Source organism: Anabaena sp. CCY 0017 (genome assembly GCF_963920885.1).
GTDB lineage: Bacteria > Cyanobacteriota > Cyanobacteriia > Cyanobacteriales > Nostocaceae > Nodularia.
Map to the genome: position 1 here is coordinate 94,035 of NZ_CAWUDG010000005.1, position 25,996 is coordinate 120,030.

The 25,996-nt window shown below is 42.3% G+C and carries 25 protein-coding genes and 1 tRNA gene; 18 read left to right on the forward strand and 8 right to left on the reverse strand.

Annotated features, from left to right (window positions below):
* Positions 1-102 precede the first annotated feature (102 nt).
* Positions 103-687 carry a DUF3611 family protein gene (locus ACM0OW_RS08305; protein ID WP_414549565.1) on the forward strand — a complete coding sequence of 195 codons (585 nt, stop codon included), beginning with the start codon at positions 103-105 and terminating at the stop codon, positions 685-687.
* 63 nt (positions 688-750) lie between these two features.
* Positions 751-909 (forward strand): hypothetical protein, encoded by a 159-nt coding sequence (locus ACM0OW_RS08310; protein ID WP_414549566.1) that lies wholly within the window; start codon positions 751-753, stop codon positions 907-909.
* Here the strand turns inward: ACM0OW_RS08310 and ACM0OW_RS08315 are convergent.
* Together ACM0OW_RS08315 and ACM0OW_RS08320 are read right to left on the reverse strand one after the other, a co-directional pair.
* Complete coding sequence (locus tag ACM0OW_RS08315) at positions 893-1,279, reverse strand: toll/interleukin-1 receptor domain-containing protein (protein WP_414549567.1); 387 nt, start codon at positions 1,277-1,279, stop codon at positions 893-895. The genes ACM0OW_RS08310 and ACM0OW_RS08315 overlap by 17 nt on opposite strands.
* Before the next feature lie 122 nt (positions 1,280-1,401).
* A complete protein-coding gene (locus ACM0OW_RS08320) occupies positions 1,402-2,925 on the reverse strand; it encodes a phytoene desaturase family protein (RefSeq protein WP_414549568.1) in 1,524 nt (507 codons plus the stop codon).
* An 89-nt stretch (positions 2,926-3,014) separates the two neighbouring features.
* Here ACM0OW_RS08320 and ACM0OW_RS08325 point away from each other — a divergent pair, with 89 nt between their 5' ends.
* Positions 3,015-3,797 (forward strand): ABC transporter ATP-binding protein, encoded by a 783-nt coding sequence (locus tag ACM0OW_RS08325; protein WP_414549569.1) that lies wholly within the window; start codon positions 3,015-3,017, stop codon positions 3,795-3,797.
* Between the two features lie 17 nt (positions 3,798-3,814).
* Entirely contained in the window at positions 3,815-5,296 is a 1,482-nt protein-coding gene (locus ACM0OW_RS08330; protein ID WP_414549570.1) for an MlaD family protein, read from the forward strand.
* A 54-nt stretch (positions 5,297-5,350) separates the two neighbouring features.
* Here ACM0OW_RS08330 and ACM0OW_RS08335 read toward each other — a convergent pair whose 3' ends face one another.
* Positions 5,351-5,647, reverse strand: coding sequence for a DUF3288 family protein (locus ACM0OW_RS08335; protein ID WP_414549571.1), 297 nt, complete (start codon positions 5,645-5,647; stop codon positions 5,351-5,353).
* Positions 5,648-5,879: 232 nt separating this feature from the next.
* Between ACM0OW_RS08335 and ACM0OW_RS08340 the strand changes: the two genes are divergently transcribed.
* From ACM0OW_RS08340 to ACM0OW_RS08370, 7 genes are all read left to right on the forward strand, one after another.
* On the forward strand, positions 5,880-8,333 hold the full coding sequence (locus ACM0OW_RS08340) for an ATP-dependent Clp protease ATP-binding subunit (protein WP_414549572.1): 2,454 nt from the start codon (positions 5,880-5,882) through the stop codon (positions 8,331-8,333).
* A 350-nt stretch (positions 8,334-8,683) separates the two neighbouring features.
* Complete coding sequence (locus tag ACM0OW_RS08345) at positions 8,684-11,329, forward strand: hypothetical protein (RefSeq protein WP_414549573.1); 2,646 nt, start codon at positions 8,684-8,686, stop codon at positions 11,327-11,329.
* A 12-nt stretch (positions 11,330-11,341) separates the two neighbouring features.
* Positions 11,342-11,668: a hypothetical protein gene (locus tag ACM0OW_RS08350; RefSeq protein ID WP_414549574.1), complete on the forward strand. Its 327-nt coding sequence runs from the start codon at positions 11,342-11,344 to the stop codon at positions 11,666-11,668.
* A 173-nt stretch (positions 11,669-11,841) separates the two neighbouring features.
* Positions 11,842-12,336, forward strand: coding sequence for a hypothetical protein (locus tag ACM0OW_RS08355; protein ID WP_414549575.1), 495 nt, complete (start codon positions 11,842-11,844; stop codon positions 12,334-12,336).
* 219 nt (positions 12,337-12,555) lie between these two features.
* Entirely contained in the window at positions 12,556-13,710 is a 1,155-nt protein-coding gene (locus ACM0OW_RS08360; protein ID WP_414549576.1) for a YbjN domain-containing protein, read from the forward strand.
* Positions 13,711-13,931: 221 nt separating this feature from the next.
* A complete protein-coding gene (locus ACM0OW_RS08365) occupies positions 13,932-14,336 on the forward strand; it encodes a hypothetical protein (RefSeq protein ID WP_414549577.1) in 405 nt (134 codons plus the stop codon).
* Between the two features lie 12 nt (positions 14,337-14,348).
* The gene (locus ACM0OW_RS08370; RefSeq protein WP_414549578.1) at positions 14,349-14,978 is read left to right on the forward strand and encodes a hypothetical protein; all 630 of its coding nucleotides are present in this window, start codon (positions 14,349-14,351) and stop codon (positions 14,976-14,978) included.
* 98 nt (positions 14,979-15,076) lie between these two features.
* Here ACM0OW_RS08370 and ACM0OW_RS08375 read toward each other — a convergent pair.
* The 4 genes from ACM0OW_RS08375 to ACM0OW_RS08390 form a co-directional block, all read right to left on the reverse strand.
* A tRNA-Asn gene (locus ACM0OW_RS08375) sits at positions 15,077-15,148 on the reverse strand.
* A 143-nt stretch (positions 15,149-15,291) separates the two neighbouring features.
* Positions 15,292-15,843, reverse strand: a complete 552-nt coding sequence (locus ACM0OW_RS08380; protein ID WP_414549579.1) for an NYN domain-containing protein — start codon at positions 15,841-15,843, stop codon at positions 15,292-15,294.
* A gap of 216 nt (positions 15,844-16,059) precedes the next feature.
* Positions 16,060-16,737, reverse strand: a complete 678-nt coding sequence (locus ACM0OW_RS08385; protein ID WP_414549580.1) for an ABC transporter ATP-binding protein — start codon at positions 16,735-16,737, stop codon at positions 16,060-16,062.
* A 13-nt stretch (positions 16,738-16,750) separates the two neighbouring features.
* Positions 16,751-17,023 (reverse strand): hypothetical protein, encoded by a 273-nt coding sequence (locus ACM0OW_RS08390; protein ID WP_414549581.1) that lies wholly within the window; start codon positions 17,021-17,023, stop codon positions 16,751-16,753.
* A 300-nt stretch (positions 17,024-17,323) separates the two neighbouring features.
* Between ACM0OW_RS08390 and psbD the strand changes: the two genes are divergently transcribed.
* The 7 genes from psbD to ACM0OW_RS08425 all read left to right on the forward strand — a co-directional run bounded on the left by psbD (position 17,324) and on the right by ACM0OW_RS08425 (position 24,940).
* The gene (gene psbD / locus ACM0OW_RS08395) at positions 17,324-18,382 is read left to right on the forward strand and encodes a photosystem II D2 protein (photosystem q(a) protein) (RefSeq protein WP_006198347.1); all 1,059 of its coding nucleotides are present in this window, start codon (positions 17,324-17,326) and stop codon (positions 18,380-18,382) included.
* A 583-nt stretch (positions 18,383-18,965) separates the two neighbouring features.
* Positions 18,966-19,247: a 4a-hydroxytetrahydrobiopterin dehydratase gene (locus ACM0OW_RS08400; RefSeq protein ID WP_414549582.1), complete on the forward strand. Its 282-nt coding sequence runs from the start codon at positions 18,966-18,968 to the stop codon at positions 19,245-19,247.
* 378 nt (positions 19,248-19,625) lie between these two features.
* Positions 19,626-21,401 (forward strand): iron uptake porin, encoded by a 1,776-nt coding sequence (locus tag ACM0OW_RS08405; protein WP_414549583.1) that lies wholly within the window; start codon positions 19,626-19,628, stop codon positions 21,399-21,401.
* Positions 21,402-21,567: 166 nt separating this feature from the next.
* On the forward strand, positions 21,568-22,005 hold the full coding sequence (locus tag ACM0OW_RS08410) for an RrF2 family transcriptional regulator (RefSeq protein ID WP_414549584.1): 438 nt from the start codon (positions 21,568-21,570) through the stop codon (positions 22,003-22,005).
* A gap of 193 nt (positions 22,006-22,198) precedes the next feature.
* On the forward strand, positions 22,199-23,161 hold the full coding sequence (cysK, locus tag ACM0OW_RS08415; protein ID WP_414549585.1) for a cysteine synthase A: 963 nt from the start codon (positions 22,199-22,201) through the stop codon (positions 23,159-23,161).
* 15 nt (positions 23,162-23,176) lie between these two features.
* On the forward strand, positions 23,177-23,881 hold the full coding sequence (locus ACM0OW_RS08420; protein ID WP_414549586.1) for a J domain-containing protein: 705 nt from the start codon (positions 23,177-23,179) through the stop codon (positions 23,879-23,881).
* 186 nt (positions 23,882-24,067) lie between these two features.
* Positions 24,068-24,940, forward strand: coding sequence for a 6-carboxytetrahydropterin synthase (locus ACM0OW_RS08425; protein ID WP_414549587.1), 873 nt, complete (start codon positions 24,068-24,070; stop codon positions 24,938-24,940).
* An 85-nt stretch (positions 24,941-25,025) separates the two neighbouring features.
* Here ACM0OW_RS08425 and ACM0OW_RS08430 read toward each other — a convergent pair whose 3' ends face one another.
* Positions 25,026-25,946 carry a class I SAM-dependent methyltransferase gene (locus ACM0OW_RS08430; protein WP_414549588.1) on the reverse strand — a complete coding sequence of 307 codons (921 nt, stop codon included), beginning with the start codon at positions 25,944-25,946 and terminating at the stop codon, positions 25,026-25,028.
* Positions 25,947-25,996 lie beyond the last annotated feature (50 nt).

The window sequence follows — 25,996 nt, forward strand, 5'->3', positions numbered from 1 at the left end:
ATTTCATCTATTCCTCAAGATGTTGCGATATTCGGTCTGTGGGTAGGTGCATGAATTAGGGCAGTGCAAATATTATTTGCTATGGGGACAACTTAAATTAATATGGAACCAGAAACGCGATCATCGCTAGCAACATCACATCATAATAGAAACAAAGTTCATAACATCGCCAATCAAATTCGTCTCACAGGGTGGATTACCTTATGGGTACAATTGGCATTAGCGCTGGTTTCTGGCTTATTGTTATTATTTGCTTCTACTGGTCGTAATTTTGCTAACCAACCGAATCCAGGCTTAGGAATTGGTGTAATTTGGGCTATAATTGGGATTTTATTATTACTGTTTAGCGTATTTTGGGATTTTCGTTACACCCGCATAGGTAGACGCTTAGGCAATATTAACCCAACTCTGCATCCTAGTAAAGCGGATACAACTAGAGCTATCCGCATGGGTATTCTAGTAAGTTTAGTGGGAATATTCATCACCATTTTAGGCGCAGGAACCAGCGTCGGTGTGCTAGTAGCAAAAGCTGTATCCCAACCCCCTGGAGTCGCAATTACTGACCCTAACAAGATTATTCGAGCGCTGGATGTGTTCATAGTAGTAGCGAATATTAATGGTATTGCGGCTCATTTTTTCGGTACAGTTGCTTCTATGTGGCTGATAGAAAAAGTGCATCAGCATTAAAAAGGGTGTAGCGATTACTATTAATGTAATGAAATATTCTTTGCTCACATCCAGCAAAAATCAATGACAATTCTCAATGCTAGTAACTTATCTCTAGAAAATGTACAGCGTCTGTTTGGCTTTCAAGAACAGTACAGTGAATCATTTTCTCCTCTGTTATCCCTAGAACCCCTATTAGAAGTAGAACACCAAGAACTTCTACAAATTAATTCCAAGATTTAACAGGTAGAGCATTCTTAGGCAAAGCTTGCAGTTTAGCAAATGGTGCGCTAGTCCAATCAACACTCCGCAAAATCACTGGAATTACACAAGCTTTGCCTTCATGATGGCGTTTTATTGCTGTTTTTACTTCTACACCCCAGCAATAGTCAGAAGCAATAAAGTTTGAACTGATAAGTAACAGAATAATATCGCTTGTGTTTAAATTGTCGTTAATCTCACGATCCCAGTCCTGTCCGGGTATTATCTTACGGTCATGCCAGCTTGATACACCCTGCCATTTCAATGGAGCCAAGTGTTTAGCTAATTCATCCCGTAGAGATTCATCTTTGTGAGAGTAAGAAAAGAAAAGCTTTAAACAGACCTCTGCCATTTTTGCGCTTAGGAGTAGGATAAATCAGGCTTAGGGTAAATTATAGCGTTTTTGCTTGATTTTTCTGAGAAGCTGATAGTGATCATCCTTAAGGTGAGAAAAGGTTTAGCAGTTAAGTGGCTCTATAATAACTCTGCTGTTTGCCGTGGTAATACCAAACTATTAGCACACAAAATCCCAGAAGCAGCTACCGCAGGGACACCAATTCCCGGCATAGTACTATCACCCACACGATACAAACCTTTTATCGGTGTTTGTGTACCAGGAAACATCCCCTTACCCGCAACTATAGCCGGACCATAAGTTCCCTGATGTCGTCGTAAATAATGAGCATGAGTTAGCGGTGTTCCAATGAGTTCCAACACCACACGCTGGCGAATATCTGGAATAACTCGCTCTAAAGCCCGATATAAAGTTTGCGCTTTCTCTTTTTTCTGATCTTCATACCCATCATTTCGTTCCCATCCTGCATAAGGTTCCAGGGTGTAAGCATGAACCACATGATGTCCCTCTGGTGCTAAAGTTGCATCCCACACACTGGGAATGGAAATCATGCAAGTATTACCCGGTACGCTGATATCTTGACTGGAATCATGCACTACTACATGATGTCCCGTCAAATTTTCTAACCCGGTTGCCTTAATCCCTAAGTGCAAATGCATAAAACTATCAACAGCGGGTGTCTTTAATGCCACTTGCCGATAGGATGCAGGTAAATCTTCAGGACGTAACAGGTGATTGTAAGTATCCCAAATCGTTGCATTGGAAATGACTATGGGTGCTTGGAGAATTTCACCATTTTGCAACTTGACACCGACAGCTTTACCAGATTCCACCAGAATTTGGTCTACATGACAGCCCAGACGTAACTCACCACCCCAGCGTTCTAAACCCCGCACCAAAGCATTAACAATTGCACCACTTCCTCCCACAGGATACTCAACCCCAGCACGGGAGCGCTCACCTAACATAAAAGCTACCTCTGGGGCAATTGTGCCGTGTGCCTTTAAACCAGACAATAAAAAGCATTCCATGTCAATGAGCCGACGTACCCAAGGATCTTTAACTGTAGCATCCATGACGTTACCCACAGAAGACTGAACCAGGGGCAAATTAGGTAACATTTTCGCCAAAGAAGGCAAGTAACGTGTCATTAAGACTAAAATTACCTGCCAATCTGCTCTTAAAGCTAGAGTGGGAATACCTTTCATCCCTTCGTATAACCCTAACAAGCGTTCGGCAAACTGTTGGAATTCCTTAGCACCTTGAGGCGTTATTTTATGCAGTTCATTCAGGTACTTTTCAGCATTGCCATAAACTGCAAAAATGGCTTCAGGAAAGTGATAGTGTCCTAATGGATCATAGGGTATAACTTGGAGAGATTCGCCTAGAACATCGAGAACTTGCTTGACAGGATTCAAGCTTTGTGTATCTGTTAAACCACAATAAAAAGAGGGGCCTGAATCAAATTCAAATCCTCGTCGTCTGAAACTATGGGCGGCACCGCCTGGAATTGCGTGGCTTTCACACACAATTACCCGCTTACCATAACGAGCAAGTAAACCAGCAGCGCATAATCCGCCAATACCGCTACCAACTACGATGACATCACTTTGAGAGTGCTGAGTGTTGAGTGCTGAGTTCATACTTTAATGACTAACGACTAAAATGACCAATGACCAATGATTTACCCTGAGCGTAGTCGAAGGGAGCGTAGTCGAAGGGCTAATGACTAATGAATGAACCATTAATTGAACTAAAAGGCATTTCTAAGTCCTTTGGTAGTAATAAAGTTTTAGATAATGTGGATTTGACGATTTACCGGGGGGAAGCAGTAGGAATTATTGGGCCTTCAGGAACTGGTAAATCAACGGTTTTAAGAATTATTGCCGGATTAATGGCTCCCGATAGCGGAGAAATTTATGTGCAAGGGGTACGACGAGATGGGTTAATTGAGGACAGTGCTGATCCTATTGGCATTGGGATGGTGTTTCAACAGGCGGCGTTATTTGATTCGTTGACTGTAGATGAAAATGTGGGTTTTTTACTGTATCAACATTCCAAGATACCGCGATCGCGTATTCAACAAATAGTTAAAGAAAAATTAGAAATGGTGGGTTTGACCGGAATCAGCCATCTGTACCCATCTGAACTATCTGGGGGAATGCGAAAACGGGTAAGTTTTGCCAGAGCAATTATCTCTAATCCTGATAATCTCACAGAAGGGCCAGAAGTTTTACTATACGATGAACCCACAGCCGGACTTGACCCCATTGCTTCCACAGTCATAGAAGATTTAATTCGGGAATTACAATTGACACAAGGAGTGTGCAGCACTTATGCCATTGTTACGCACCAAGATAGTACGATTAGGCGCACTACTGATAGACTAGTGTTTCTTTATCAAGGTAAAGTGCAGTGGCAAGGTAGAGTTAGTGACATAGATAGCACAGAAGACCCCTTGATTAGACAATTTATTAGTGGCAGTGTGAAGGGTCCAATTCAGGTAGCTGGCTAGGTCGATGGAGAAATAATATGCGAGATATCATATCAAACAGCTTTGCGTCTAAGCGCACATTAAGAGAAGGCTCAGTGGGGTTGCTCATCCTCCTGGGTTTGGGCGCATTTGTGATGATTGTCCTCTGGTTAAATAGATTTACCACAGGTAGCAATTCGTACAAATTTCTAGTAGAATTTACTAACGCTGGTGGTATGCAAAGAGGCGCACCAGTTCGTTATCGGGGTGTGAAAGTAGGCAATATTTCTAGACTTCAAGCAGGGTCAAATGCCATAGAAGTGGAAATTGAAATTTTCCCAGCTGACTTGATGATTTCCAGTGATGTGGTAATTGAAGCTAATCAGAGTGGATTAATTAGTGAAAGTATTATCGACATTACACCCAAAAAATCTATACCGATTGGGGAGGCGATCGCTAAACCCTTAGATAATAATTGTGATGATAGCCTGATAATTTGTCATGGTTCTCGGTTATCAGGTCAAATTGGCATCAGCATTGATGAACTGATTCGCTCTTCAACCAATTTAGCCAGTACATACAGTGACCCGCAATTTTACCAAACACTGAATCGACTTCTAGAAAGCTCAACAGCAGCGGCCACTGGGGTTGCATCCCTCACTCAGGATTTTCAAGGTTTGAGCAAAAGCTTTCAACAACAACTAGGCACATTTTCCGCCACGGCTAATTCAGTCCAACAATCCACAAATAAACTGACTACATCCGCCACTAAAACAGTAGACCAATTAGGGGCGACGGCCAGTGAATTTAGTTCCACAGCCAATCAAGCTAGTCGGTTATTGAGTAACCTAGATGAACTCGTCACCAGCAATCGGAGTTCTTTAGTTGGTGCTTTGAACAATATTACCGAAACTAGCAACCAACTCCGGGTGACAGTCAGCAGCCTATCACCTGCCTTTGATAGACTAACTCAAGGCGAATTACTCAACAATTTAGAAAGCCTGTCAGCAAATGCAGCCCAAGCTTCAGCCAATTTACGCGACGCGTCTAAAGCTTTAAATGACCCTCAGAATCTAGTGCTAATGCAGCAAACCTTAGATTCAGCCAGGGTAACTTTTGAAAATACCCAAAAAATTACCTCTGATTTAGACGAATTGACAGGTGATCCAGCTTTCCGACAAAATCTTTTGCAATTGGTCAATGGTTTAAGTGGCTTGGTGTCTTCTACAGAACAGATGCAGCAAGATGTCAAGGTAGCTGCTACTTTAGACTCACTGAAAATAGCTGTTAGCCAACCTCCTATTCAGCAGCCTCCTGTAAATAAAACAGTAGTTAAGCAGCCTCCTGTTAGCACACCAAAAATTGAGCTTCCCAACCTCACGCCAAAGCAACAGGCGCTGAATATCAAATCCATACCTGCTGCTGATATTTTTGAACTCAATCCCCAACCAATTATTAATCCAGCAATTCCTGACTCATCCCCAGAAAACCTCTTAAAGCAGCTGCGGAAATATGGAGAAGAGCGAAAAATTGATGAATAAGCATGAGGGAGACGAGGCGGAAAATTCTTCGCCCCAATGAACAATGACTAATGACTAATTCCAATCTTCCTCTTCTTTTTTGCCGCGACTTTGATAAATTCCCCCGATATCGTGCATCTGGCGAGTTTTCTCAAAAAGTTCAGCTTCCGTCAAACCCCACTTCTGCAAGACTTGATCCAAATCTTTTTGGATGTCTCTAGCCCCTGGAAAGCCTTGATAACGAATTTTTAATCTCGCTAATTCGGCTAAATTGTAGTCCGTTGCCTCTTGAGCGAGTAAAATGTTAATGGAGGGGCGATCGCGGTTGTAGAGAGGATGTTGTTGATCCTTGTTTCCGTGTAATTCAGACATGATTTATACCTATAGTTGGATTATTAATTCATCCCCAGTCCAGATTTAATAGTCTTTCTATCCAGTCATTATGAATCATGACGGCAACCACACCTCACCCATACGGCTCTCACCACTGCCATGAAACTTTAAATAAAGATACATTATCTTTAAGAAAATACAAAAAAGTTTAAATGCGGGTGAATATATAGCTCACCCAAAGCCCAAAGCAGCAAGGGAGCAAGAACCCATTATGTTTGAACACTTCACTTCCGAAGCCATTAAAGTAATTATGTTAGCCCAGGAGGAAGCACGTCGCCTGGGACACAATTTCGTAGGGACTGAACAAATTCTCCTGGGACTAATCGGAGAAGGGACTGGGGTTGCTGCTAAAGTGCTGGCCGAATTGGGCGTTACTCTCAAGGAAGCACGCCGCGAAGTAGAAAAAATTATCGGTAGAGGTTCTGGTTTTGTTCCACCAGAAATTCCTTTTACCCCCAAGGTGAAAAGCTTATTCGAGCAATCGTTCCGAGAAGCTAATAGTCTGGGAAATAACTACATCAACACGGAACACCTACTCTTAGGATTAACCGAGGCGGGTGAAGGTGTCGCCGCCAAAGTCCTACAAAATCTAGGGGTTGACCTCAAAAATGTCCGCACAAACGTCATCCGTCGTTTGGGTGAAGGTGGAACTGTTTTCGCTAGTACAGGTAGCAGTTCTAAGCGCAGCCAAAGCGTGACTTTAGAGGAATTTGGCAGAAACCTGACTAAATTAGCCCAAGAAGGCAAGCTTGACCCTGTAGTTGGTCGGGCAAAAGAAATTGAGCGTACTATCCAAATTCTCGGTCGCCGGACAAAGAATAATCCCATATTAATCGGTGAACCAGGAGTTGGTAAAACTGCGATCGCCGAAGGACTAGCCCAACGTATTGTCAATCAAGATGCACCGGAAATCTTGCTAGATAAGCAAGTTATCAGTCTTGATATGGGCATGGTAGTGTCTGGAACCCGTTTTCGTGGTGACTTTGAAGAACGCCTGAAAAAAATTGTCGAAGAAGTTCGTTCTGCTGGCAATATTATTTTGGTAATTGACGAAGTTCACACCTTAGTTGGTGCTGGTGGTACAGAAGGCGGTTTAGATGCAGCAAATATCCTCAAACCTGCCTTAGCACGGGGTGAACTCCAGTGTATTGGTGCAACCACTCTGAATGAGTATCGTCAGCATATTGAGCGTGATGCGGCTTTAGAGCGTCGTTTCCAATCAGTTTTAATTGGGGAACCCTCAATTGAAGAAACTGTAGAAATTCTCTACGGCTTGCGCGGAGCTTATGAGCAGCACCACAAAGTACATATTTCTGATGAAGCAATTTTAGCAGCCGCCGAATTGTCAGATCGTTATATTAGCGATCGCTTTTTACCAGATAAAGCAATTGACTTGATTGATGAAGCTGGTTCTCGTGTGCGGTTGCGGAACTCTCGCGTTTCTATTGATAAAGAACTCAAAAAGCAATTAGTCGGTGTGACTAAAGCCAAAGAGGAAGCTGTGAGAACTCAGAACTTTGGCAAAGCTGGAGAACTGCGCGGCGAGGAAATCAAACTCGAAGCCGATATGCAGTTTGAACCACAAGCTGAGGATTTTGTCAAGTCACTCGTTGTCAATGAGGAAGACATTGCTCAAATCGTCGCCTCTTGGACAGGCGTACCAGTCAACAAACTCACAGAATCTGAGTCAGAGTTGCTGCTACACCTAGAAGACACACTCCACGAACGGTTAATTGGGCAAGAACAAGCTGTTACAGCCGTATCTCGTGCCATCCGTCGAGCTAGAGTCGGGTTAAAAAATCCCAATCGTCCCATTGCTAGTTTTATTTTCTCTGGACCTACCGGAGTTGGTAAGACAGAATTAGCCAAATCCTTAGCATCTTACTTCTTTAGTAGCGAAGAAGCGATGATTCGCCTAGATATGTCCGAGTACATGGAAGGACATACCGTTTCCAAGTTGATTGGTTCACCTCCTGGTTACGTAGGATACGATGATGGCGGACAACTGACAGAAGCCGTGCGCCGCAAACCATACTCAGTGATTCTCTTCGACGAAATCGAAAAAGCGCATCCTGATGTATTTAATATGCTGCTGCAACTTTTGGATGATGGACACCTCACCGACGCAAAAGGTCGGAAAGTGGACTTCAAGAATACACTGATTATTCTGACTTCCAATATTGGTTCTAAGGTAATTGAAAAAGGTGGTGGTGGTTTAGGCTTTGACTTTGAGACTGCGGCCGATGCCAGCTATAACCGCATTCGTACCTTAGTAAATGAAGAACTCAAAGCTTACTTCCGTCCGGAATTTCTCAACCGCTTGGATGATATTATCGTCTTCACCCAACTTGCTAAAGATGAAGTCAAGCAAATTGCTGATATTATGCTCCGCGAACTTGCTAATCGCTTGACTGAAAAAGGCATCACTTTAGAAGTTACAGAACGCTTTAAAGAGCGTGTAGTGGAAGAAGGCTATAACCCCAGTTACGGTGCTAGACCGTTACGCCGAGCCATTATGCGCTTGTTAGAAGATCCTCTAGCTGAAGCCATGCTATCTGGTGAAGTCACCGATGGAGTTACAGCCACCGTGGATGTTGATGATGACAATCAGGTAACAATACATGGCTCAGAAAAGCGAGAATTACTCTTAGCTAATGCTGGCTAGTATTTCAACTTAGTTATTTAATTAGAAACTTTTACCCCTGGTATTCATACTAGGGGATTTTTTTTCTCAAATTTCAAATTAAGTTTTTTTACTTTATCTAACACTACGCATACACGTTAGGACATTGTTAATTGCGGAAAGCCTTGAGCTAACTTGGTTTCTACTCAGCACTCAGCACGGGCTAAACGCCCCGCTACCGCTTTAAGCGCAGCCATGCCCGCAGGGCTTTACAGCACTCAGCACTTTGCCATATCAGATAAAAAGACAAACAATAACAATAAAGATATACTGAGTTACAATGCGGCGCGGCAAAAATATTTCCTAACTTTAGGTCAAAAGCGGGGCAAAATATGGTCTACGAAAGAGTGCAAAAAAATAGTTCCTCGTGGAATCCCGCAGTTCCAACAGAGTCTCAAGAAAATCAATTCAAACCACGCTCTTTTGTAGTCCCACCGCAGAAAAATCAAAATTCATCCCCACCATCAGAAATACAAACCCCTCACACAGCATCGAGTGTCTTCAGGTTACAACAACGTATCGGTGCAGAACAGGAAAAATACACTGTTGGTAAAAATAAATTTGACCAAGATAGTGCTAAATCTCGAACAGATGCAGACGCTGAAATAGCCAAGCTCAATCAAGATACCAGCCAACAACAATTAGAATCACAACAGCAAGCCCAATCTCAAGTCACAGAAGCAAAATTAGAGTGGCAAACAGAGTTAGACAATGCAGATAAAGACTATCAAGAGAAAGCAGGTAAAGCCACCACTGACCAAAAGAGCAAGATTGATGCCGAAAAACTCAAAGCTGATGCCGAAGCTGCTCAACATCTAGCTGATGCGGAAAAAGAAGCAGAGCAAAAGAAACAAGCCGCAGAAACTGAAGCCCAACAGAAAAAAGATAGTGGTCAAAAAGAATCTGGTGGATTCTTAGGCTGGGTAGCTGATAAAGCAGCAGCATTTGTGGATGGAATTAAACAAGCAGTTAACTTTATTTACGATAAGTTACGCGAAGGTATTAAATTTATCTTTGAGGCAGCGAAGAAATTAGCAATAGCTGCCATTGAACTGGCACAAAAGGCAATTACTACCTTAATTCAAGCTTATGGAGAGATTCTCAAAGGGATAGTTAATCTTGTTTTTGCTGCCTTCCCAGAAATAGCCAAGAGAATTACCAGCAAAATTGACCAAGCGGTGAACGCTGCGGTGCAAGCGGTAAATACTGCCGCAGACTTGTTGAAGAAAGGCGTGGCTGCGGTTTTAGATTTCTTGGCGAATACCTTAGATTCGTTGCTAAAACTTGTTCAAGACATCTACAACGGCATTTTCACCGTGATTGGGATGATTATTCGCGGTGAATTTGGGGAATTAATCAAGAACTTGACCAACTTAGTAGAAGCCGCCGCAGCAGCCCCTCCCCAGTTTGAAACCGCAGGTTTGGAAGAATTGCTGGGTGGGAACTTGGATGAACCACTATCTCCCGCAGAATTAGCTCAGGCTGGTATAGCAGCACCAGGAGCCAACGGTAACGCTATGGGTGAAGGTGGAACAAATGCAGAATGGCCCCAAGCTCCTTGGACTCAAGACAATGTGGGAGTTGATGCGGTAGAGAATAATATGCAACTTTCCCCAGAGCTAATGGCGGAATTAATGCAGCAGACAAAGGGTGAAGGTGAGGTAGAACTTGGTGCTTCCAATGATGCCAGCCGGACAATGGAAGCGATAATGTCCGAAGCTACAGGGGGTAAGGAAGGAGAAGTTCAGGAAGGAGAAGTTCAGGAACAGAAAAATCCTGATGATGGACTCTCACCCAAACAACGGGCAGAAGTTCGCTGGAACTTGATGAAAACAGGGATTTCTCAGTGGTGGTCGAATAACTGGCCCACTGTGTTAGTGGGAACAACAGCAGCTATAGGTGGTTTTATCGCCCTGAATGTCGCTACTGGTGGGGCAATTACCGCAGCTTTACCAGCAATTATGAGTGTTGTCGGGCCTCTGTTTGCTGGGGTGACAGCTGCCAACATTGGTGGTCATATCCGTGATTATCTCGCCAAAGGTTGGGCAGGTGATATTCCCGGTGGTGGTAAGAGTTTAGCGAAAGGATTGGCTGCGGGAGCAATTGAGCTTGTTTCTTACTTGACCTTTAAGGCTGGAGATGTAGCCCTCAAGGGTGCGAAAGCTGCGGCGAAGGGTGGTGTGAAACTTGCTAAGGGTGCAATGAATTTAGTCGCCAAGGGTACGAAATTTATTATTGAGAAAGGGAAGGTTTTATTTAAGGGAATTGCGGGGACGGCTCTTGGGAAGGGGTTCAAGCGGTTGAAGGAACTTGGCGCAGGGCTATTGGAGCGGATGCGGTTTAAGAAGTTCCGCATTCGGGTTGAAAATCGGCGGTTTAGACTGGAAGGGGAGATTAATCCTTGGGTGCTATTAGCGACTGGGGAAGTTATACATATTGATGAAATTCCCAAAGAGGCAAGATTCGGAGATGAGGTTTCAACTGCCGCCGGTACAGGAAAAGTAATTTCTCCAGGGAATGAACTCCCTGACTCACTGAAGAAAACTATTGAAGCAAACGCTAAAGCAGGAAAGAAAGACCTTCTCAGTCTGTTTGATGTCCAACCTGGTAAAAATTTGAACTTAGATATACCATCTGCTCCTGATGGTAAAAGCTATATCACATATGTTTTCAAGGATGGTGATAATGTTATATACGTGGGTAAAGCTAGTTATGCCGGAACACCAAAGCAAGCTCTTGCTAAGAGAATTAGTAGAGGGCATGACCATTATTCTCCTGATTTAAAGCCTGAGATAATAGCTACTCATAGTAGTAAATCAGCCGGTGATGGAGCAGAAGAATTTTACAAAAAAGCATATGAACAATTACAAGCACCACTTACAAATGCACAAGATGCTTTAGATATGAGTAGGAAATCGCGACGCGATAAGTCTATCCTTAAAATGGATAATTTTATTGAGCAGCTAGCAAAAGAGTAACAGGAATTTATTATGACACATCAAAATATTGAAAACGAGCAATACATTATTATTAACTTTTACTCCACACTAAATGTGGGTAGAAGCGCAATAGAAGATGAATTAGAAGATGTTTTAGAAGACAAGGGAGAAGTTACTGGGGGAGGTTCTGGTGTATCTGGCTCTAACATAGATATAGAAATATATGAAGGCACAGCCTATGATTTTTTAAACTCTATTAGAGAAGTTCTTAAAGAATTTAGTGTACCTACTGATACTGTTATTATAATGAATGGAAATGAACGCTTCTCTGTATATGAAGAATCTACTGGATCTACAGTAAGTCGAAATCAGACGTAGATATAGATATATGTAGCCAATTTCTCTAGGCGATATACAGCAGATTGCAGTAGTATGTAGGTTGGGTTGAACAAAGTGAAACCCAACAATTAATTTGATTTTGAGTAGCTAATTAATGTTGGTTTTCGTTCCATTGCTCCGCAACGCTGACGCGAACAACCCAACCTACTACTATGACTAATATCAAGTATTTTGAATCTCAAGTCTTCAACGAAGAAGAAAAAATATCATACTCAGAAGCGTTAGAAAGAAGTTGGTATGTGGCTTGTCATTTTGTTGATAAAACCCCTGACTTTGCTGAGTTGATAGGACATGGTAAAGTTGACAGAGTAATTTATTATAACCGTGAATGGCCAGATGACGATTTGTTAAAAGCACACTTATCTCATTACAAAGAATGTCCTCTTGAAATTGTCTCATCATATAGAGAAATTGATGGGAATAAAATCTGCAATATTTTTTTCTGTAACAGTAGTGGTCAATTTCAAGGAATTTCCGAACAACATTTTAATTTTCAAGGTGACATCACAATGGAAGTTCGGATGAATGCGGAACGAAACCCTTACGGAACAATAGAATATGAGTATGACGCTTCTGGAGAAATCAGCATAATTCGGGAACGTACCCCTGATGGAAAAATAATTTCTGAAGAACATTGTGATGATTGAGGTATACTTTGGAAGGAATGTTTATACTCCTCTTCACTAAGAGAACCGAAATTCTTGACAATTCATCATTATTGGTAGTGAAATGGCTCCCTTTGGTAAATTGGGATTTAATACCATCCTTTATGGATTTTGGTGTGATGATTGTGCTGTCTCTTGTACCTATCATCAAAGTGAAGATGATCTTGACTAAAAACTTTTTCTGCGACTTCTCTTACCAAGATGAGTAATCAAACTGAACACACTAATTTTAATGGTGATCTGACATTAAGTGAAAGTTCAGACTTGCTCCTAACTGTCCACACAGTCTCTCTATGTTTAATTACTCAAAATAACACTCTCAACGAGTGTCGTCTCACCTTCTGCGTTACCCCAGAAATATATAAAATTATTGATAAGCAAGTCTTATTCAACCTCAAACACGAAATCCGTAGTCCCTTTTCATCTGGAGCATTTGACCCCTCAATCGACATCCAAATCGAAACCAGCCTAGACCCTAATTTACTACCCAAATTAGCAGAATATGCCACAGATGTAAATCAAGCAGCAGCCTACTTGCAAAAACTGAGTCAAGAACAACCTGAAAATCCCCTACTTTCTACTTATAGTTGGAATGGCTTGGAAGTTAAACAGAAACAAGTAACAGGCGAAACAGGCTATCGTACTTTATGGCTATATTTGCAACCTTCTATAATCAATCAAGAAGGTATCTCTAGCGAAAAAATTGCTCAGGCAATGAACGATTTTGCTAAAGATTGGAATCATAGCAATTCCTCAGAAACTTTTTCTAAAGATATCGCTCAAACTTTAGAATCAATGACCCATTCTTTTGAAGAATTAGCTGAAAATATTTCTGAAATAGCTCAAACAATGATTACTGAAGCAGTGGAGGAAGTAAATAATGCTCTAGAAAATCTAGCTGACGATATATTTGAAACAACAGATGAAGTTACCACGAAGGAAACTATTTTTGCGACTATAGTTAACTTCTTTAAAAAATCCGGTTGGCTATTCAGTCAGTTTGCAGAAGAACCAATATTATACATAACTTATCAAGGGAAAAATGGGAGATGGAATTGCTCTGCTAAAGCCAGAGAACAACAGCAGCAATTCGTCTTTTACTCAGTTTGTCCGGTGACAGTGCCAGAATCTCAACGGCAAGCGATCGCAGAATTTATTACCATAGCAAATTATGACATGATTATCGGTGACTTTGAACTAGACTTTCGTGATGGAGAAATTCGCTATAAAACCAGTATTGATGTTGAAGGTGATAGACTCAGCTTTGCTGGCATCAATAACTTGGTTTATGCCAACGTCAACATGATGGACAAATACCTCCCAGGAATTATGTCTTACCAACAGATAAGTTGTTAGGTGATAAAGAACTAATATATTTACTTGAGATTGAACAATTTAACGAGCAGTTAGCCTTTTTTGAAAGATTGATCAAAAATCTCGCTTCCTTGGGCTAGAGACTTTGACTTTGTGAAAAATACATACACAGATATTGCTGATGACGTGATTCCTTAAGGTGAAATTACTATGAAGATGAAATGGAGATAAGCGAGAGCATGGTTCGGTTTTACCTTACTAAAGTGACCAACTTGTGGATTATAAAAAACGGTGTACCAGCAGATAATCTTTCTGCATACGATGAGTATGTGGAAGATATCAAACGTAGCGCTATTTATCGAAATGACCTTGATGCTCTCAAGCTTTGCTTTGAAAAAATTCTGGCTGATCCTGGCATTGACACAGGATATCTGGCAGAAAGTGAATACCCTTGGGACGATGAGGAAGTGCGAGAGGTTATCCAATATATATGGAGAAAAATCTGGCATGAGGCTAGTGGCTTTACAGCACTTCCGGCAGCTATGAGGTACATCCCCAAAACTGAAAGCTATGATAGGAGAGGGACACAGGATAAATCTGTATTGCATAATAGCCGGAAGCGCTGTAACCTATTGATTAACCCTCCAGCAGTTAAAATTTGGCCATAATAGTGAGTGAATTTGATTGTCAAACTTTTAGATTCTGTTTGCGCTGAAGTTATAAAGCGATCGCATCTCCAGATTAGCCCTCGTCGATGGATGCTTGATCGTCTTGCCGTAGTTGTCGGATCTTTCAACTCTATGGAGGAATACGAACGGCAAATTCTGCAACCATTTGGGAGTTTTGACTGTATGGGATCTGGATCTGAGGGAATACGATTTAGCCAGAAAGACCTGTTACTCCAAAGTGTTTGGTTTAGGGTCCCTGAGATAAATCTACCCTCAGATAAGGTGTCTCTGTTGTGGCAAAATCAGGAACCACAAATTGGACAGCTTCACCTCTTGACAGCACAAGAATTTCACCTTTATCCGACTGACGTTCGCTGCTTTGATCCAAATACCGGAATTCTCATCTGTCTGAGCGAAGCATCTCTCATAGTTGCTGGTGAAAGACTTAGACTTCGCATCGCTGAAAACTTTGACCTATTGTTTGTTGACCAAAAGCTATGTGGTTTTTTGCTATCCTCTGCGGAACAATACTTGGTCGAAATATGGGAAACTCCCTATCCTACTGAAGCAGACAAGGAATTCAAGGCATTGCTCTATGAGAGTTTAGCTCTAGTGTCAGAACCTAAAATTCAACGTTTCTAGAGTAATATAAACCAAAGCTCATCACAAGAGCAGCAAAAAGTCTGAAGCTAGGTTACTTGTTCTCTATGCTTCATACCTTTTGAAATTATTTAATTAAACTCCCCAGGCTGGATTCGAACCAGCGACCAATCGATTAACAGTCGATCGCTCTACCACTGAGCTACTGAGGAACGCTTACAATTAAATATCTTAAGACTAAATATAAAATTTGGCAAGTCTTTTTTCAAACTTTTTTTTGCCGATGCTGAATTTCCATAACACTATACCCAAAACGCCCTCTGGCGGCTGGTTACAGGCTTTTATATTTTAGGGTCTACTGTAATCCCATGCGTAATTCAGCCAGTCGTTGCCGGGCTTTAGCATCAATAGAGTTGGCTAAGAACCTACTTTTGGATTGTTTGCGCTGTTGATATTTATGTCGCATCCGACAAACTGTAGTTTCTACCTCACCAGACAATTGCTGTGCCGACAACCATTCAGCACCATATCCCTGTACCATCAGCTGTTGGGCGCGGTCTGAGGTAGCCACAATCACGCGATGAATCAAAGATTGCGCCTTTTGATAGCGCAGAGATGCACAGGATTTTTCAATATATGTGTCTGCCGTTTGCCCAAAATCGGTGTAATGAACTGATAAAAGTTCTGTAATAATTTCTTGATTGCTGGAAGCTTGATGATATTGAGCATCAAAAACTATTTGAGTATCGTAACCTTGAAAAGAGCTGTAGCTAGTCATGGCTTCCACCAATTCCCAGCGTGCTGCTTCTAATCCGGCACGATCACGGGTTTTTTTCAGGCAAGGCCAAGCGCCAATTATATTGTAGCCGTCTACTAACAAGACAGCTTGGAGTAAGGAACGAGGCATGGTTTTTAATCACAGTTATCTAGAGTTAACAAAATTCATTCATAATTTTCATAGTAATTGAAGTATTGTCTGTAACTCTATGTTACAAAGCAGTAAAAAATCCGATCAGATGGCATAATTTCACTGTAAAAACCTTGCCCAAAGAGAAACGCGCCTGAATCGGCGCGTCTCAATTGTTAGTAATTATTCAAAAAAAGGATGGTAGAAAAAGGGAGTTTAAGCAGCCCCATCATCCATTGTCATCAAACGTTGTTTAAGACGCTGAGGTTCACCCTGATCGATCAAACAGCCTTTTTCTAGTAAGAAAGCGCCGTCACAATAATTCAACTCGTCTAGGCGATGAGTTACCCACAGGGCTGTAATTCCCCGACTTTTGACTAGGCGACGGACACCAGCCACCAAGTCCAATTGGCTATCTGGATCAAGTAAAGCCGTGGGTTCATCTAATAATAAGATTTCACAACGCCGAGCGATCGCACCTGCGATCGCCACTCGCTGTTTTTGTCCCCCACTCAAAGCATAGATTGGGCGTAATTGTAGAGCCGACAAATTCACCGAACCTAAAGCCTCCTCAACCCTTGTCCTCACCGTAGCAGGCGGTAATTTTTCATCCACAAGTCCAAAAGCCACGTCAGCACCAACAGTTGGCATTACCAGTTGATGATCAGGATTTTGAAAGACAAAGCCAACGGGTTCTAAAACCTTAATTTCACCGGACTGAGGAGCTAATAGCCCGGCCAGTAGTCGGAGTAATGTAGATTTGCCACTGCCATTTGTACCCAAAAGCATCCAAAATTCACCCACAGGTACTTCTAGAGAGCAAGATTGGATTGCCTTCGCCCCGCTAGGCCAACTAAAATCTAAATCCTTGACCGCAATGCCAACTTCTGACATTTTTATCCCTTAGTTATTCAGCTGTGACTGCAAAAAAGCCTGGTGGTCTACCGCCACTAGTGGTTGCACCATCTTTTTGAACAATCTGTACTCCAGAAATTTCGCTAGAACGGACAGCAATTTTCTTTTCTGTCTTACCCTCACACTTAAGTTCCACGATGTCAGGGTTCCCAGAGCGCATAGCTGCCAAAATCAGCTGATAGATAGCTTCAGCATCCTCTGCTGTCTTACGTTGTACTGATACGGGGAAAGCAGTATTTTTGATACTTAAGTCAATGGTAAACATTTAGGATTAGTCAAACAGAACTGTAGGACTCATTTTAACGTTAGGAGATTAAGAATTGGGGATTAGGGGGAAAGAGGCAGGGGGCAGGGAGCAGGGGAGAGAAGACGGTAACTTTCCAATGACCAATGACTAAATCAATAATTTAGTGGAAAAATTAACAATTTGTGTTTATAATTATGAGAGTCAGTAAAAATTTGTAAACTAGATTGACAATCTGGTAAACTGTCTGCATACAGATAGCTGTACAAAGTTTATCTATAAACAGACCTGTACTTATAAACAATTTGGAGATTCGTTCTAATGACCATCGCAGTTGGACGCGCCCCTAGTAGAGGGTGGTTTGACGTATTAGACGACTGGTTAAAGCGCGATCGCTTCGTATTTGTAGGCTGGTCAGGGATATTATTATTTCCCTGCGCTTACCTAGCACTAGGCGGTTGGCTCACCGGTACAACATTCGTCACATCCTGGTACTCCCACGGATTAGCATCATCTTACCTGGAAGGAGCTAACTTCTTAACAGTTGCAGTTTCCTCTCCACCAGACAGCTTAGGACACTCCCTACTATTGTTGTGGGGACCAGAAGCTCAAGGCAACCTCACCCGTTGGTTCCAATTGGGTGGATTGTGGCCATTCGTAGCCCTACACGGAGCCTTTGCATTAATTGGCTTCATGTTGCGCCAATTTGAAATTGCCCGTCTCGTAGGCATCCGTCCATACAACGCTCTCGCCTTCTCTGCCCCCATTGCGGTATTCGTCAGCGTATTCCTGATGTACCCCTTGGGACAGTCAAGCTGGTTCTTTGGCCCCAGCTTCGGTGTAGCTGCAATTTTCCGTTTCCTACTATTCCTGCAAGGTTTCCACAACTGGACACTCAACCCCTTCCACATGATGGGTGTAGCAGGTGTTTTAGGTGGTGCGCTGTTGTGTGCCATTCACGGAGCCACAGTAGAAAATACCCTATTTGAAGACGGTGAAGGTTCTTCTAACACCTTCCCAGCTTTTAACCCTACCCAAGCTGAAGAAACCTACTCAATGGTGACAGCAAACCGTTTCTGGTCACAGATTTTCGGTATTGCATTCTCCAACAAACGTTGGTTGCACTTCTTCATGCTGTTTGTGCCAGTAACTGGCTTATGGATGGCATCAATTGGGATTGTCGGTTTAGCACTAAACCTGCGGGCTTATGACTTCGTTTCCCAAGAATTACGGGCAGCAGAAGACCCAGAGTTTGAAACTTTCTACACCAAAAATATTTTGTTGAACGAAGGTATCCGTGCTTGGATGGCTCCTCAAGACCAACCACACAAACAGTTTGTCTTCCCAGAGGAAGTTCTACCTCGCGGTAACGCACTCTAAGATAAAAATCTCATTCCCCATTTTTCATTTAACCCCTGCCACAAGGCGGGGGTTTTTTAGTCAGCACTCCACATTCAGCACGGGCTAAACGCCCCGCTACCGCTAACAGCATTTTTTATCTTTGCAACTAAAAATTCTGTGTTATATTGATTTCAGGTTAAGAACCCGGAGCGAGATGCTCTGCCCTTTTAAAACTAAGACCGCTTAGGCAACAAGGAGGTGATGCCCATGATAGAAAGTAGTATACGCATGGGTCATCAGGTTGCAGTTAGCCGGCTGCGCGCCGGGGCTGTTCTCTAAAAGTTAGCCTTAGTTTCCTTGTGAAACTAAGTTAGCTCAAGTAGCTAGGCTAGAGTTCGGAGTTCCTTCCGGCAGTCTGGTTGCAACCTGAAGACCCGCTACACCGCCCTGATATTAGGTCAACTGATCTAAATCAGGGCGGATAGTTTTTTATGGGTATCTTTTGACTTATATTCATAGCAGCTAAACATTGAGATTATTCCTACAGATTTTTTGTCTAGAAATAAATTGCTAAAATAATACTGTGCAATATTTAGCACAGATGTAAGCAAGGATTTTTAATATGGCACAACTACTGACTGATGCAGAAATTCAAGCAAAGGCCAGCCGTTTGTCAGGTTGGACAGTTGAGGGTTCTAAGTTGCAGACTACCCGCAAATTCAAAGATTTTATTGCCGCAATTGAATTTGTAAATAAACTAGTAGAACCTGCTGAATCGTCAGGGCATCACCCAGACATAGAAATTTCTTATAACAAAGTCATTATCACCCTGACAACACATGATGCAGGTGGTTTGACGCAAAAAGACTTTGAAGTAGCTGAAATAATTTCTCAAATCAGCTAAAGCTTTTTGGGTGAAAATCCCGAATCAGGGGCAAAACTACGAATTGAGATGGAGGGGGAACATAAAAATTCTCTCGCCGTCTTCACTATTCAAGCAAGATGATTGTATGTGACAGTCAATTAAGCTTGGACGCGAATCTTCTATTGCCATATAATTCAGATGACTTATAATGGTATACTAGAAAGTTTTGTTTTTGCATTAGTTAATCACATTAATTTAATTTTTAACTTTTAAGTTAATCAGTTATTAGCCTGGCAAAAACTAAAATTGTAGTAGTAGTAACTATGCCTCATCCAAAGAATTAAACAATTGTTAGATTCTTGAGACTTAAGTACAGCAACAACAATTATCTATACAAGGTGTGAGGAAAAAGTGAAGATGTCTAATATCTTGTGGAAATCCCTCGTGGTTAGCCCAGCAGTTTTGGGAGCAACATTGTTAGTTTCAGCCGCAGCCATTGCAGCTCCAAGTACAAGCACAGAAGTCTCTGTAACTGAACAACAAGCCGCTACTGAAGTTGCTCAACAACCGGAACTGTTTGCTCAAGCAGCAACTAACGATACTAATGTTATTAGCCAAGTTAATAGCTACAGCAGCGAAGGCAAACAAAATACTACTCTGTCTCAAGTAACATCGGTTTCCCAGTTTTCAGATGTACAACCTACAGACTGGGCATTTCAAGCGTTGCAGTCTTTAGTTGAGCGCTACGGTTGTATTGCGGGTTATCCAAATGCGACTTATCGCGGTAACAGAGCTTTAACCCGTTATGAATTTGCTGCTGGTTTAAACGCCTGTTTGGATAGAGTTAATGAATTAATCGCCACAGCAACAGCTGACATGGTGACGAGGCAAGATTTAGCTACTTTACAGCGTTTACAAGAAGAATTTTCCGCAGAATTGGCAACTCTTCGCGGTCGTGTAGATTCCTTAGAAGCACGGACTGCTGAATTAGAAGCCAATCAGTTTTCCACAACCACCAAGCTGGCTGGGGAAGCCATTTTTGCGCTAACCGATACCTTTGGTGATACGGTTGGCGAGAACAATAACGCTGTTTTTCAAAACAGAGTCCGTTTAGGCTTGCAAAGCAGCTTTACAGGTCGGGATCTTTTGACTACCCGTTTGGCCTCTGGTAATGCAAACAACTTTAACTTGGGTAACGATATAGCCGTTGGCGCAAACGTTCTCGCCCAAAGTGGTGAAGGTTTGCAAACCTTTAATATGGGTAACACTGGTGGCAACAACGTTGAGATCGACAGATTAACTTACCAAGCACCTATCGGCCCAGCCCAAGTTTACCTCGCGGCTAACGGTGGTAAACACAGCCATTATGCAGCTGTTAACAACCCTTACTTTGCTGACGGAACTGATGGTGGTAACGGTGCTTTAACAACTTTTGCTTCTGAAAATCCCATCTATAGAATTGGTGGTGGTGCAGGTCTTGCCTTTACCTTACCCTTTGGTCAAGGTGGCGGCCTCCTCAGACCCAGTTCACTAACTGTAGGTTACTTGGGATCAGAAGCTAATGATCCGACTCCTGGTGCAGGCATATTCCAAGGTAACTATGCTGCTCTAGGACAGTTGAACTTTAACGTTGGTCAGCGCTTGGCACTAGCTGCAACTTACGTTCATGGCTATCATGGAGCAGGTTCTGCTATCTTTAATGGTGGATCTAATTCCAACATATTCAATCCAGCATCTGCCAGACCTGTAGTTGGTAGTACAATAGCCAACTATGGTGGTATTAATAACCAAACAGGTGATGTTAGCCCGTTTGCAACTAATTCCTATGGTGTGTCAGCGGCATTCCGACCCAGTGAAAGATTGTCTGTGAGCGGTTTTGTTTCTTACACCGATGTTAATGGCTTTGGTGCTAGCGATAGTAGCGAAGTTTGGAGTTACGGTGTTGGTGTAGCCTTACCTGACTTTGGTAAGAGAGGCAACGTCTTGGGTGTTTTCGCAGGTGCCCAACCCTATGCACTGAATAGACAAGACGGTTCTAACAACGTTCCATACCAAGTTGAAGGCTTTTACAAGTATCGTGTTTCTGATAACGTCTCAGTTACTCCTGGTGTAATCTGGGTGACAAACCCTGGGCAAAGCAGTGATAATGACGATGCATTTATCGGTACTCTCAGAACAACCTTCACCTTCTAGAGTTTCGCAAATTAGCTAAAAATTTGAAACTTAAACTTTATTGCGCCCCGCCATCATGCGGGGTTTTTTGTTGTTCATGAAAGTAAAGACCAAACCCCAGTGGAGAACCGGAGTATACTAGAAAAAGTTAAGACTTTTTCTTGATCCCTTACCCATATTGCTGCTTGTGGAACTATCATGTAAATCTGAATATGCCATTCTCGCCTTAATCGAAATGGCGACTCATTATCAAAGCGGCGAACCGATGCAAATCCGCCAAATCGCCGCCCAACAAAGCATACCCGACCGCTATTTAGAACAACTACTGGCGACCTTACGGCGCGGAGGTATAGTCAAGAGTCAACGAGGTTCTAAAGGTGGCTATTTTTTGACTCGCGAACCTTGGAAAATTACGGTCTTCGATGTTTTAGAATGTTTGGAAGGGTTAGATGTGCGGACTTGTGAAGAAGATACCAATCCTAAAAGTATAGATACGGCTGTAATTAAAGAAATCTGGCAAGAAGCTTGTCAGGCGGCAAACTTAGTTTTACAAAAGTATACACTTCAGGATCTTTGCGAAAAAAGAGATTCTCGTCGGCAATTGGATATTATGTACTACATTTAGTCCCAAGTATTTTTGATTGTTGACTGATATGGCAAAGTGCAAAGTGCTGAGTCGAAACCAAGCAGGGGAGGGTTTATTAAAATTATTATTGGTAATTGAACATATATGTAAACCCGCCCCTACATCAAGGCTTTCAGAAATCAACAATGTCCTCATCTGGTGGTTGCTATAACTAAATAAATAAGGAAAAATTATGAAGATTGCACGTAACATTACAGAACTTGTTGGTCGGACACCCCTAGTACAGCTGAACCGTATCCCCCAAGCGGAAGGATGTGTGGCTCAAATACTGGTGAAACTTGAAAGTATGAACCCATCGGCATCAGTTAAAGACCGAATTGGGGTAAGCATGATTAACGCCGCAGAAGCAGAGAAGTTAATTACTCCGGGAAAAACCGTATTGGTAGAACCCACATCGGGAAATACAGGTATTGCTTTAGCTATGGCCGCAGCAGCTAAGGGTTATCGGTTAATTTTAACTATGCCAGAAACGATGAGTGGGGAACGTCGGGCGATGTTGCGGGCTTATGGGGCAGAATTAGAACTCACACCGGGAATTGAAGGTATGACGGGGGCAATTCGCCGCGCTCAGGAGATAGTTGATACTACGCCACATACTTATATGTTGCAGCAATTCCGCAATCCAGCCAATGCTAAGGTGCATCGGGAAACTACAGCCGAGGAAATCTGGGAGGATACAGAAGGACAGGTAGATATGGTTGTGGCGGGTGTGGGTACAGGTGGTACTATTACTGGTGTAGCGGAAATTCTCAAAGCCCGTAAACCGAGTTTTCAAGCGATCGCAGTTGAACCAACCAATAGCCCAGTACTATCAGGAGGACGACCAGGCCCCCACAAAATCCAAGGAATTGGGGCGGGGTTTATACCTCAAGTTCTGAAAGTAGAACTGATTGATGAAGTCATTACCGTTACCGATGATGAGGCGATCGCCTATGGTCGGCGTTTAGCCAGAGAAGAAGGGCTACTATCTGGTATTTCCAGTGGTGCAGCCTTATGTGCAGCCATTCGTGTAGCCCAACGTCCAGAAAATGAGGGACGCTTAATAGTAATGATTCAGCCCAGTTTTGGAGAAAGATATTTAAGTACACCTTTGTTCCAAGACTTGGAAACTAAAGTAGCCGCTAGTATCAGCTAACGTTACATTAGATCAATGGTCGATTTTAAACACGTTTCTAACCACTACGAAACGCTCAAAGTTAATGCCAATGCTAGCCAAGCGGAGATTAAACAATCTTATCGCCGCTTGGTAAAGTTGTTTCACCCTGACAGCAATCAGCAATCAGCAGATAAAGAGCAGATTATTCGCATCAATGCAGCCTATGAGGTTTTAGGAGATAGTCAAAATCGTCTCAGTTATGACCGAAAACTGCAAGACGAGTCCCAAAAATTAAATAACAGTAGTTATCAACAGCGTGCAGCATCGGCTCAAAAACGTTATCAAACAACCAGACAAACTGGACGAGATGCTGATGAACACGTTGAGGAATGGCTGCGCCTAATTTATCAACCAGTGAATGAGCTGCTTGATCATATTCTTAATTCTCTAGACGATCAAATTGAGCAACTAGCCGCCGATCCTTTTGATGATGAATTATTAGAAGAATTTCAAGAATATTTAAATACCTGTCGAGACGACTTGAAGCAAGCCCAACTTACATTTCGTTCTCTACCAAATCCCCCTAGTTTAGCCAGAGCCGCAGCTTATCTATACCATAGTCTCAGTCAAGTAGCAGATGGAGTAGAAGAGTTAGCTTACTTTCCTCTGAGCTACGATGACCGTTATTTGCATACAGGACAAGAATTATTCCGGATAGCTGCGAGATTGTACTACGAAGTCCAAGAATCAGTGAGTTAATAATTAAACCTAAAAGTCAAAATTTAGGCAACCACAATTTTCTCAACTAAACTGTATGGGCTGTATTCCATGTTTCCTAATTATGAATTACGAACTACGAATTACGAATTACGAATTACGAATTATAGTTTATGCTGGAATATAGTGAAAGTTTAAGAAATTTTAAGCTCTGTTTACAGAATACTCATGCAATGTATTGTTAATCGTCGCGCTCAGTTTTCAGCTAGTCATCGGTATTTCTTACCAGAACTGAGTGAAGCCGAGAACACTGAGAAATTTGGTGCTTGTTCTAGATTTCCCGGACATGGACACAACTATGTTTTATTTATCTCCCTGGCTGGAGAATTGGATAAATATGGCATGGTACTCAACTTGTCTGACGTGAAACACGTGATTAAGCACGAAGTTACCAGCCAACTAGACTTTTCTTATCTCAATGATGTGTGGGCAGAATTTCAAGAAACTTTACCCACCACTGAAAATATTGCACGGGTGATTTGGCAGCGATTAGTACCGCATTTACCGTTAGTGCGCGTGCAGTTATTTGAACATCCTGAACTTTGGGCAGATTATATAGGAGACGGAATGGAAGCCTACCTCAGCATTAGTACTCACTTTAGCGCCGCCCATCGGTTGGCTCATCCTCAACTGAGTAACGAAGAAAATGCTCAAATTTATGGTAAATGCGCCCGTCCTCATGGTCACGGACATAATTACCATCTAGAAGTTACAGTCAAAGGACAAATTGATCCCCGTACTGGGATGATTGTCGATTTAGGGGCTTTAAATCAAGCTGTGGAAGATTATGTGCTAGAAGCATTTGATCACACTTTTTTAAACAAAGATATTCCTTTCTTTGCCGATGTTGTCCCCACTGCTGAGAATATCGCACTTTATATCAGTAATTTATTGCGATCGCCTATTCAGGAATTGGGTGGTACACTTTACAAAATTAAACTGATTGAAAGTCCTAATAACTCCTGTGAAATTTACTGCACAGAATCAGATGCAAATTCTGTCAATGCAGCAAAATCTGAGCCTGTTTTAGCGCGTGTTTAGGGTTTAGCTTGATTTTACTGCTATAAAGAACCTCACCCCCAGCCCCTCTCCTTGGCAAGGAGAGGGGAGAATATCAAGCAAGGAATCAGTTACTGACTTGAGAAATTATAGTGCGGTGGCGAGGGGTATTATTGGTAATAGTGGGAACTTGGAAACCAGCCTCAACTAAGGTTTGCTCAATGTCCAAAGCAAAATATTGATCTAAATAAGGTTCAGTACTTTTGAGCAGAGTCAAAATGTAGGGCGGCATTTTCTTGTATATTTCTGATCTGGGATTCATGTCCATAATTGCCAAATGACCACCTGGACGCAGCACTCGCCGCATTTCGGCAAAAATCTCTCTGGTTGCTGATTGGGGCAGTTCATGGCACATTAAGAAAATAGATACTAAATCAAAGGAAGCATCTGGTAATCCCGTAGCTTCAGCTGCGGCATGAAGCCAATTAATTTGAGCTTGATCTTGTTGGGTGCGATAATGAGCAACAGCTAAGAAGTAAGGCGATAAGTCTAAACCTGTAATCTGAGACTGAGGATAGATTTCTTGCAGCGCAAAGGTACTGAGTCCTACACTACATCCCACATCTAGGATATTTTGCGGAGTATGTCTAAGGGAAGCTGTGAGAATATCGTGATAACTTTGACGTAGTTTTGCATCACCTTGAGCTGCTGCATCCTGAAAAAGTTTAGCATGAACGGCATGAGCCGCAGGCTTGACTTCAAATGCAGCTTGCCAGCTGAGATTGCCGGTTTCGTAAGCATGAAATGAATTAAGGTAATAGTCTGGGTAGGAAAGCTGAGGATTCTGAACTTGAGCTAATTCTGCTGTCCAATCACGCGCCTGTAATGTTTTGACTTCTTGTGTCCAAGGAACGCCAATTTTTTCAGCGCGTTTAATCATCATTTGTCTAGCTTGGTGCTTGGCTAGATTGGCTAACGGTTTGATACCCAGGATACCATTGACCAAACGGGAGGCTAAACCAGGAGTTGTTGTGGTAGCAGCAGTCATAAATTTTTGAGTTTGCGTTGAAGAGCATTTTTTACTTATGACATTATTAT

What these genes read in the sequence shown, in the direction of transcription:
- ACM0OW_RS08305 (WP_414549565.1), top strand. Translation starts at nt 103, where the DNA reads ATGGAACCAGAAACGCGATCATCGCTAGCAACATCACATCATAATAGA.
- ACM0OW_RS08310 (WP_414549566.1), top strand. Translation starts at nt 751, where the DNA reads ATGACAATTCTCAATGCTAGTAACTTATCTCTAGAAAATGTACAGCGT.
- ACM0OW_RS08315 (WP_414549567.1), bottom strand. Translation starts at nt 1,279, where the DNA reads ATGGCAGAGGTCTGTTTAAAGCTTTTCTTTTCTTACTCTCACAAAGAT.
- ACM0OW_RS08320 (WP_414549568.1), bottom strand. Translation starts at nt 2,925, where the DNA reads ATGAACTCAGCACTCAACACTCAGCACTCTCAAAGTGATGTCATCGTA.
- ACM0OW_RS08325 (WP_414549569.1), top strand. Translation starts at nt 3,015, where the DNA reads ATGAATGAACCATTAATTGAACTAAAAGGCATTTCTAAGTCCTTTGGT.
- ACM0OW_RS08330 (WP_414549570.1), top strand. Translation starts at nt 3,815, where the DNA reads ATGCGAGATATCATATCAAACAGCTTTGCGTCTAAGCGCACATTAAGA.
- ACM0OW_RS08335 (WP_414549571.1), bottom strand. Translation starts at nt 5,647, where the DNA reads ATGTCTGAATTACACGGAAACAAGGATCAACAACATCCTCTCTACAAC.
- ACM0OW_RS08340 (WP_414549572.1), top strand. Translation starts at nt 5,880, where the DNA reads ATGTTTGAACACTTCACTTCCGAAGCCATTAAAGTAATTATGTTAGCC.
- ACM0OW_RS08345 (WP_414549573.1), top strand. Translation starts at nt 8,684, where the DNA reads ATGGTCTACGAAAGAGTGCAAAAAAATAGTTCCTCGTGGAATCCCGCA.
- ACM0OW_RS08350 (WP_414549574.1), top strand. Translation starts at nt 11,342, where the DNA reads ATGACACATCAAAATATTGAAAACGAGCAATACATTATTATTAACTTT.
- ACM0OW_RS08355 (WP_414549575.1), top strand. Translation starts at nt 11,842, where the DNA reads ATGACTAATATCAAGTATTTTGAATCTCAAGTCTTCAACGAAGAAGAA.
- ACM0OW_RS08360 (WP_414549576.1), top strand. Translation starts at nt 12,556, where the DNA reads ATGAGTAATCAAACTGAACACACTAATTTTAATGGTGATCTGACATTA.
- ACM0OW_RS08380 (WP_414549579.1), bottom strand. Translation starts at nt 15,843, where the DNA reads ATGCCTCGTTCCTTACTCCAAGCTGTCTTGTTAGTAGACGGCTACAAT.
- ACM0OW_RS08385 (WP_414549580.1), bottom strand. Translation starts at nt 16,737, where the DNA reads ATGTCAGAAGTTGGCATTGCGGTCAAGGATTTAGATTTTAGTTGGCCT.
- ACM0OW_RS08390 (WP_414549581.1), bottom strand. Translation starts at nt 17,023, where the DNA reads ATGTTTACCATTGACTTAAGTATCAAAAATACTGCTTTCCCCGTATCA.
- psbD (WP_006198347.1), top strand. Translation starts at nt 17,324, where the DNA reads ATGACCATCGCAGTTGGACGCGCCCCTAGTAGAGGGTGGTTTGACGTA.
- ACM0OW_RS08400 (WP_414549582.1), top strand. Translation starts at nt 18,966, where the DNA reads ATGGCACAACTACTGACTGATGCAGAAATTCAAGCAAAGGCCAGCCGT.
- ACM0OW_RS08405 (WP_414549583.1), top strand. Translation starts at nt 19,626, where the DNA reads ATGTCTAATATCTTGTGGAAATCCCTCGTGGTTAGCCCAGCAGTTTTG.
- cysK (WP_414549585.1), top strand. Translation starts at nt 22,199, where the DNA reads ATGAAGATTGCACGTAACATTACAGAACTTGTTGGTCGGACACCCCTA.
- ACM0OW_RS08420 (WP_414549586.1), top strand. Translation starts at nt 23,177, where the DNA reads ATGGTCGATTTTAAACACGTTTCTAACCACTACGAAACGCTCAAAGTT.
- ACM0OW_RS08425 (WP_414549587.1), top strand. Translation starts at nt 24,068, where the DNA reads ATGCAATGTATTGTTAATCGTCGCGCTCAGTTTTCAGCTAGTCATCGG.
- ACM0OW_RS08430 (WP_414549588.1), bottom strand. Translation starts at nt 25,946, where the DNA reads ATGACTGCTGCTACCACAACAACTCCTGGTTTAGCCTCCCGTTTGGTC.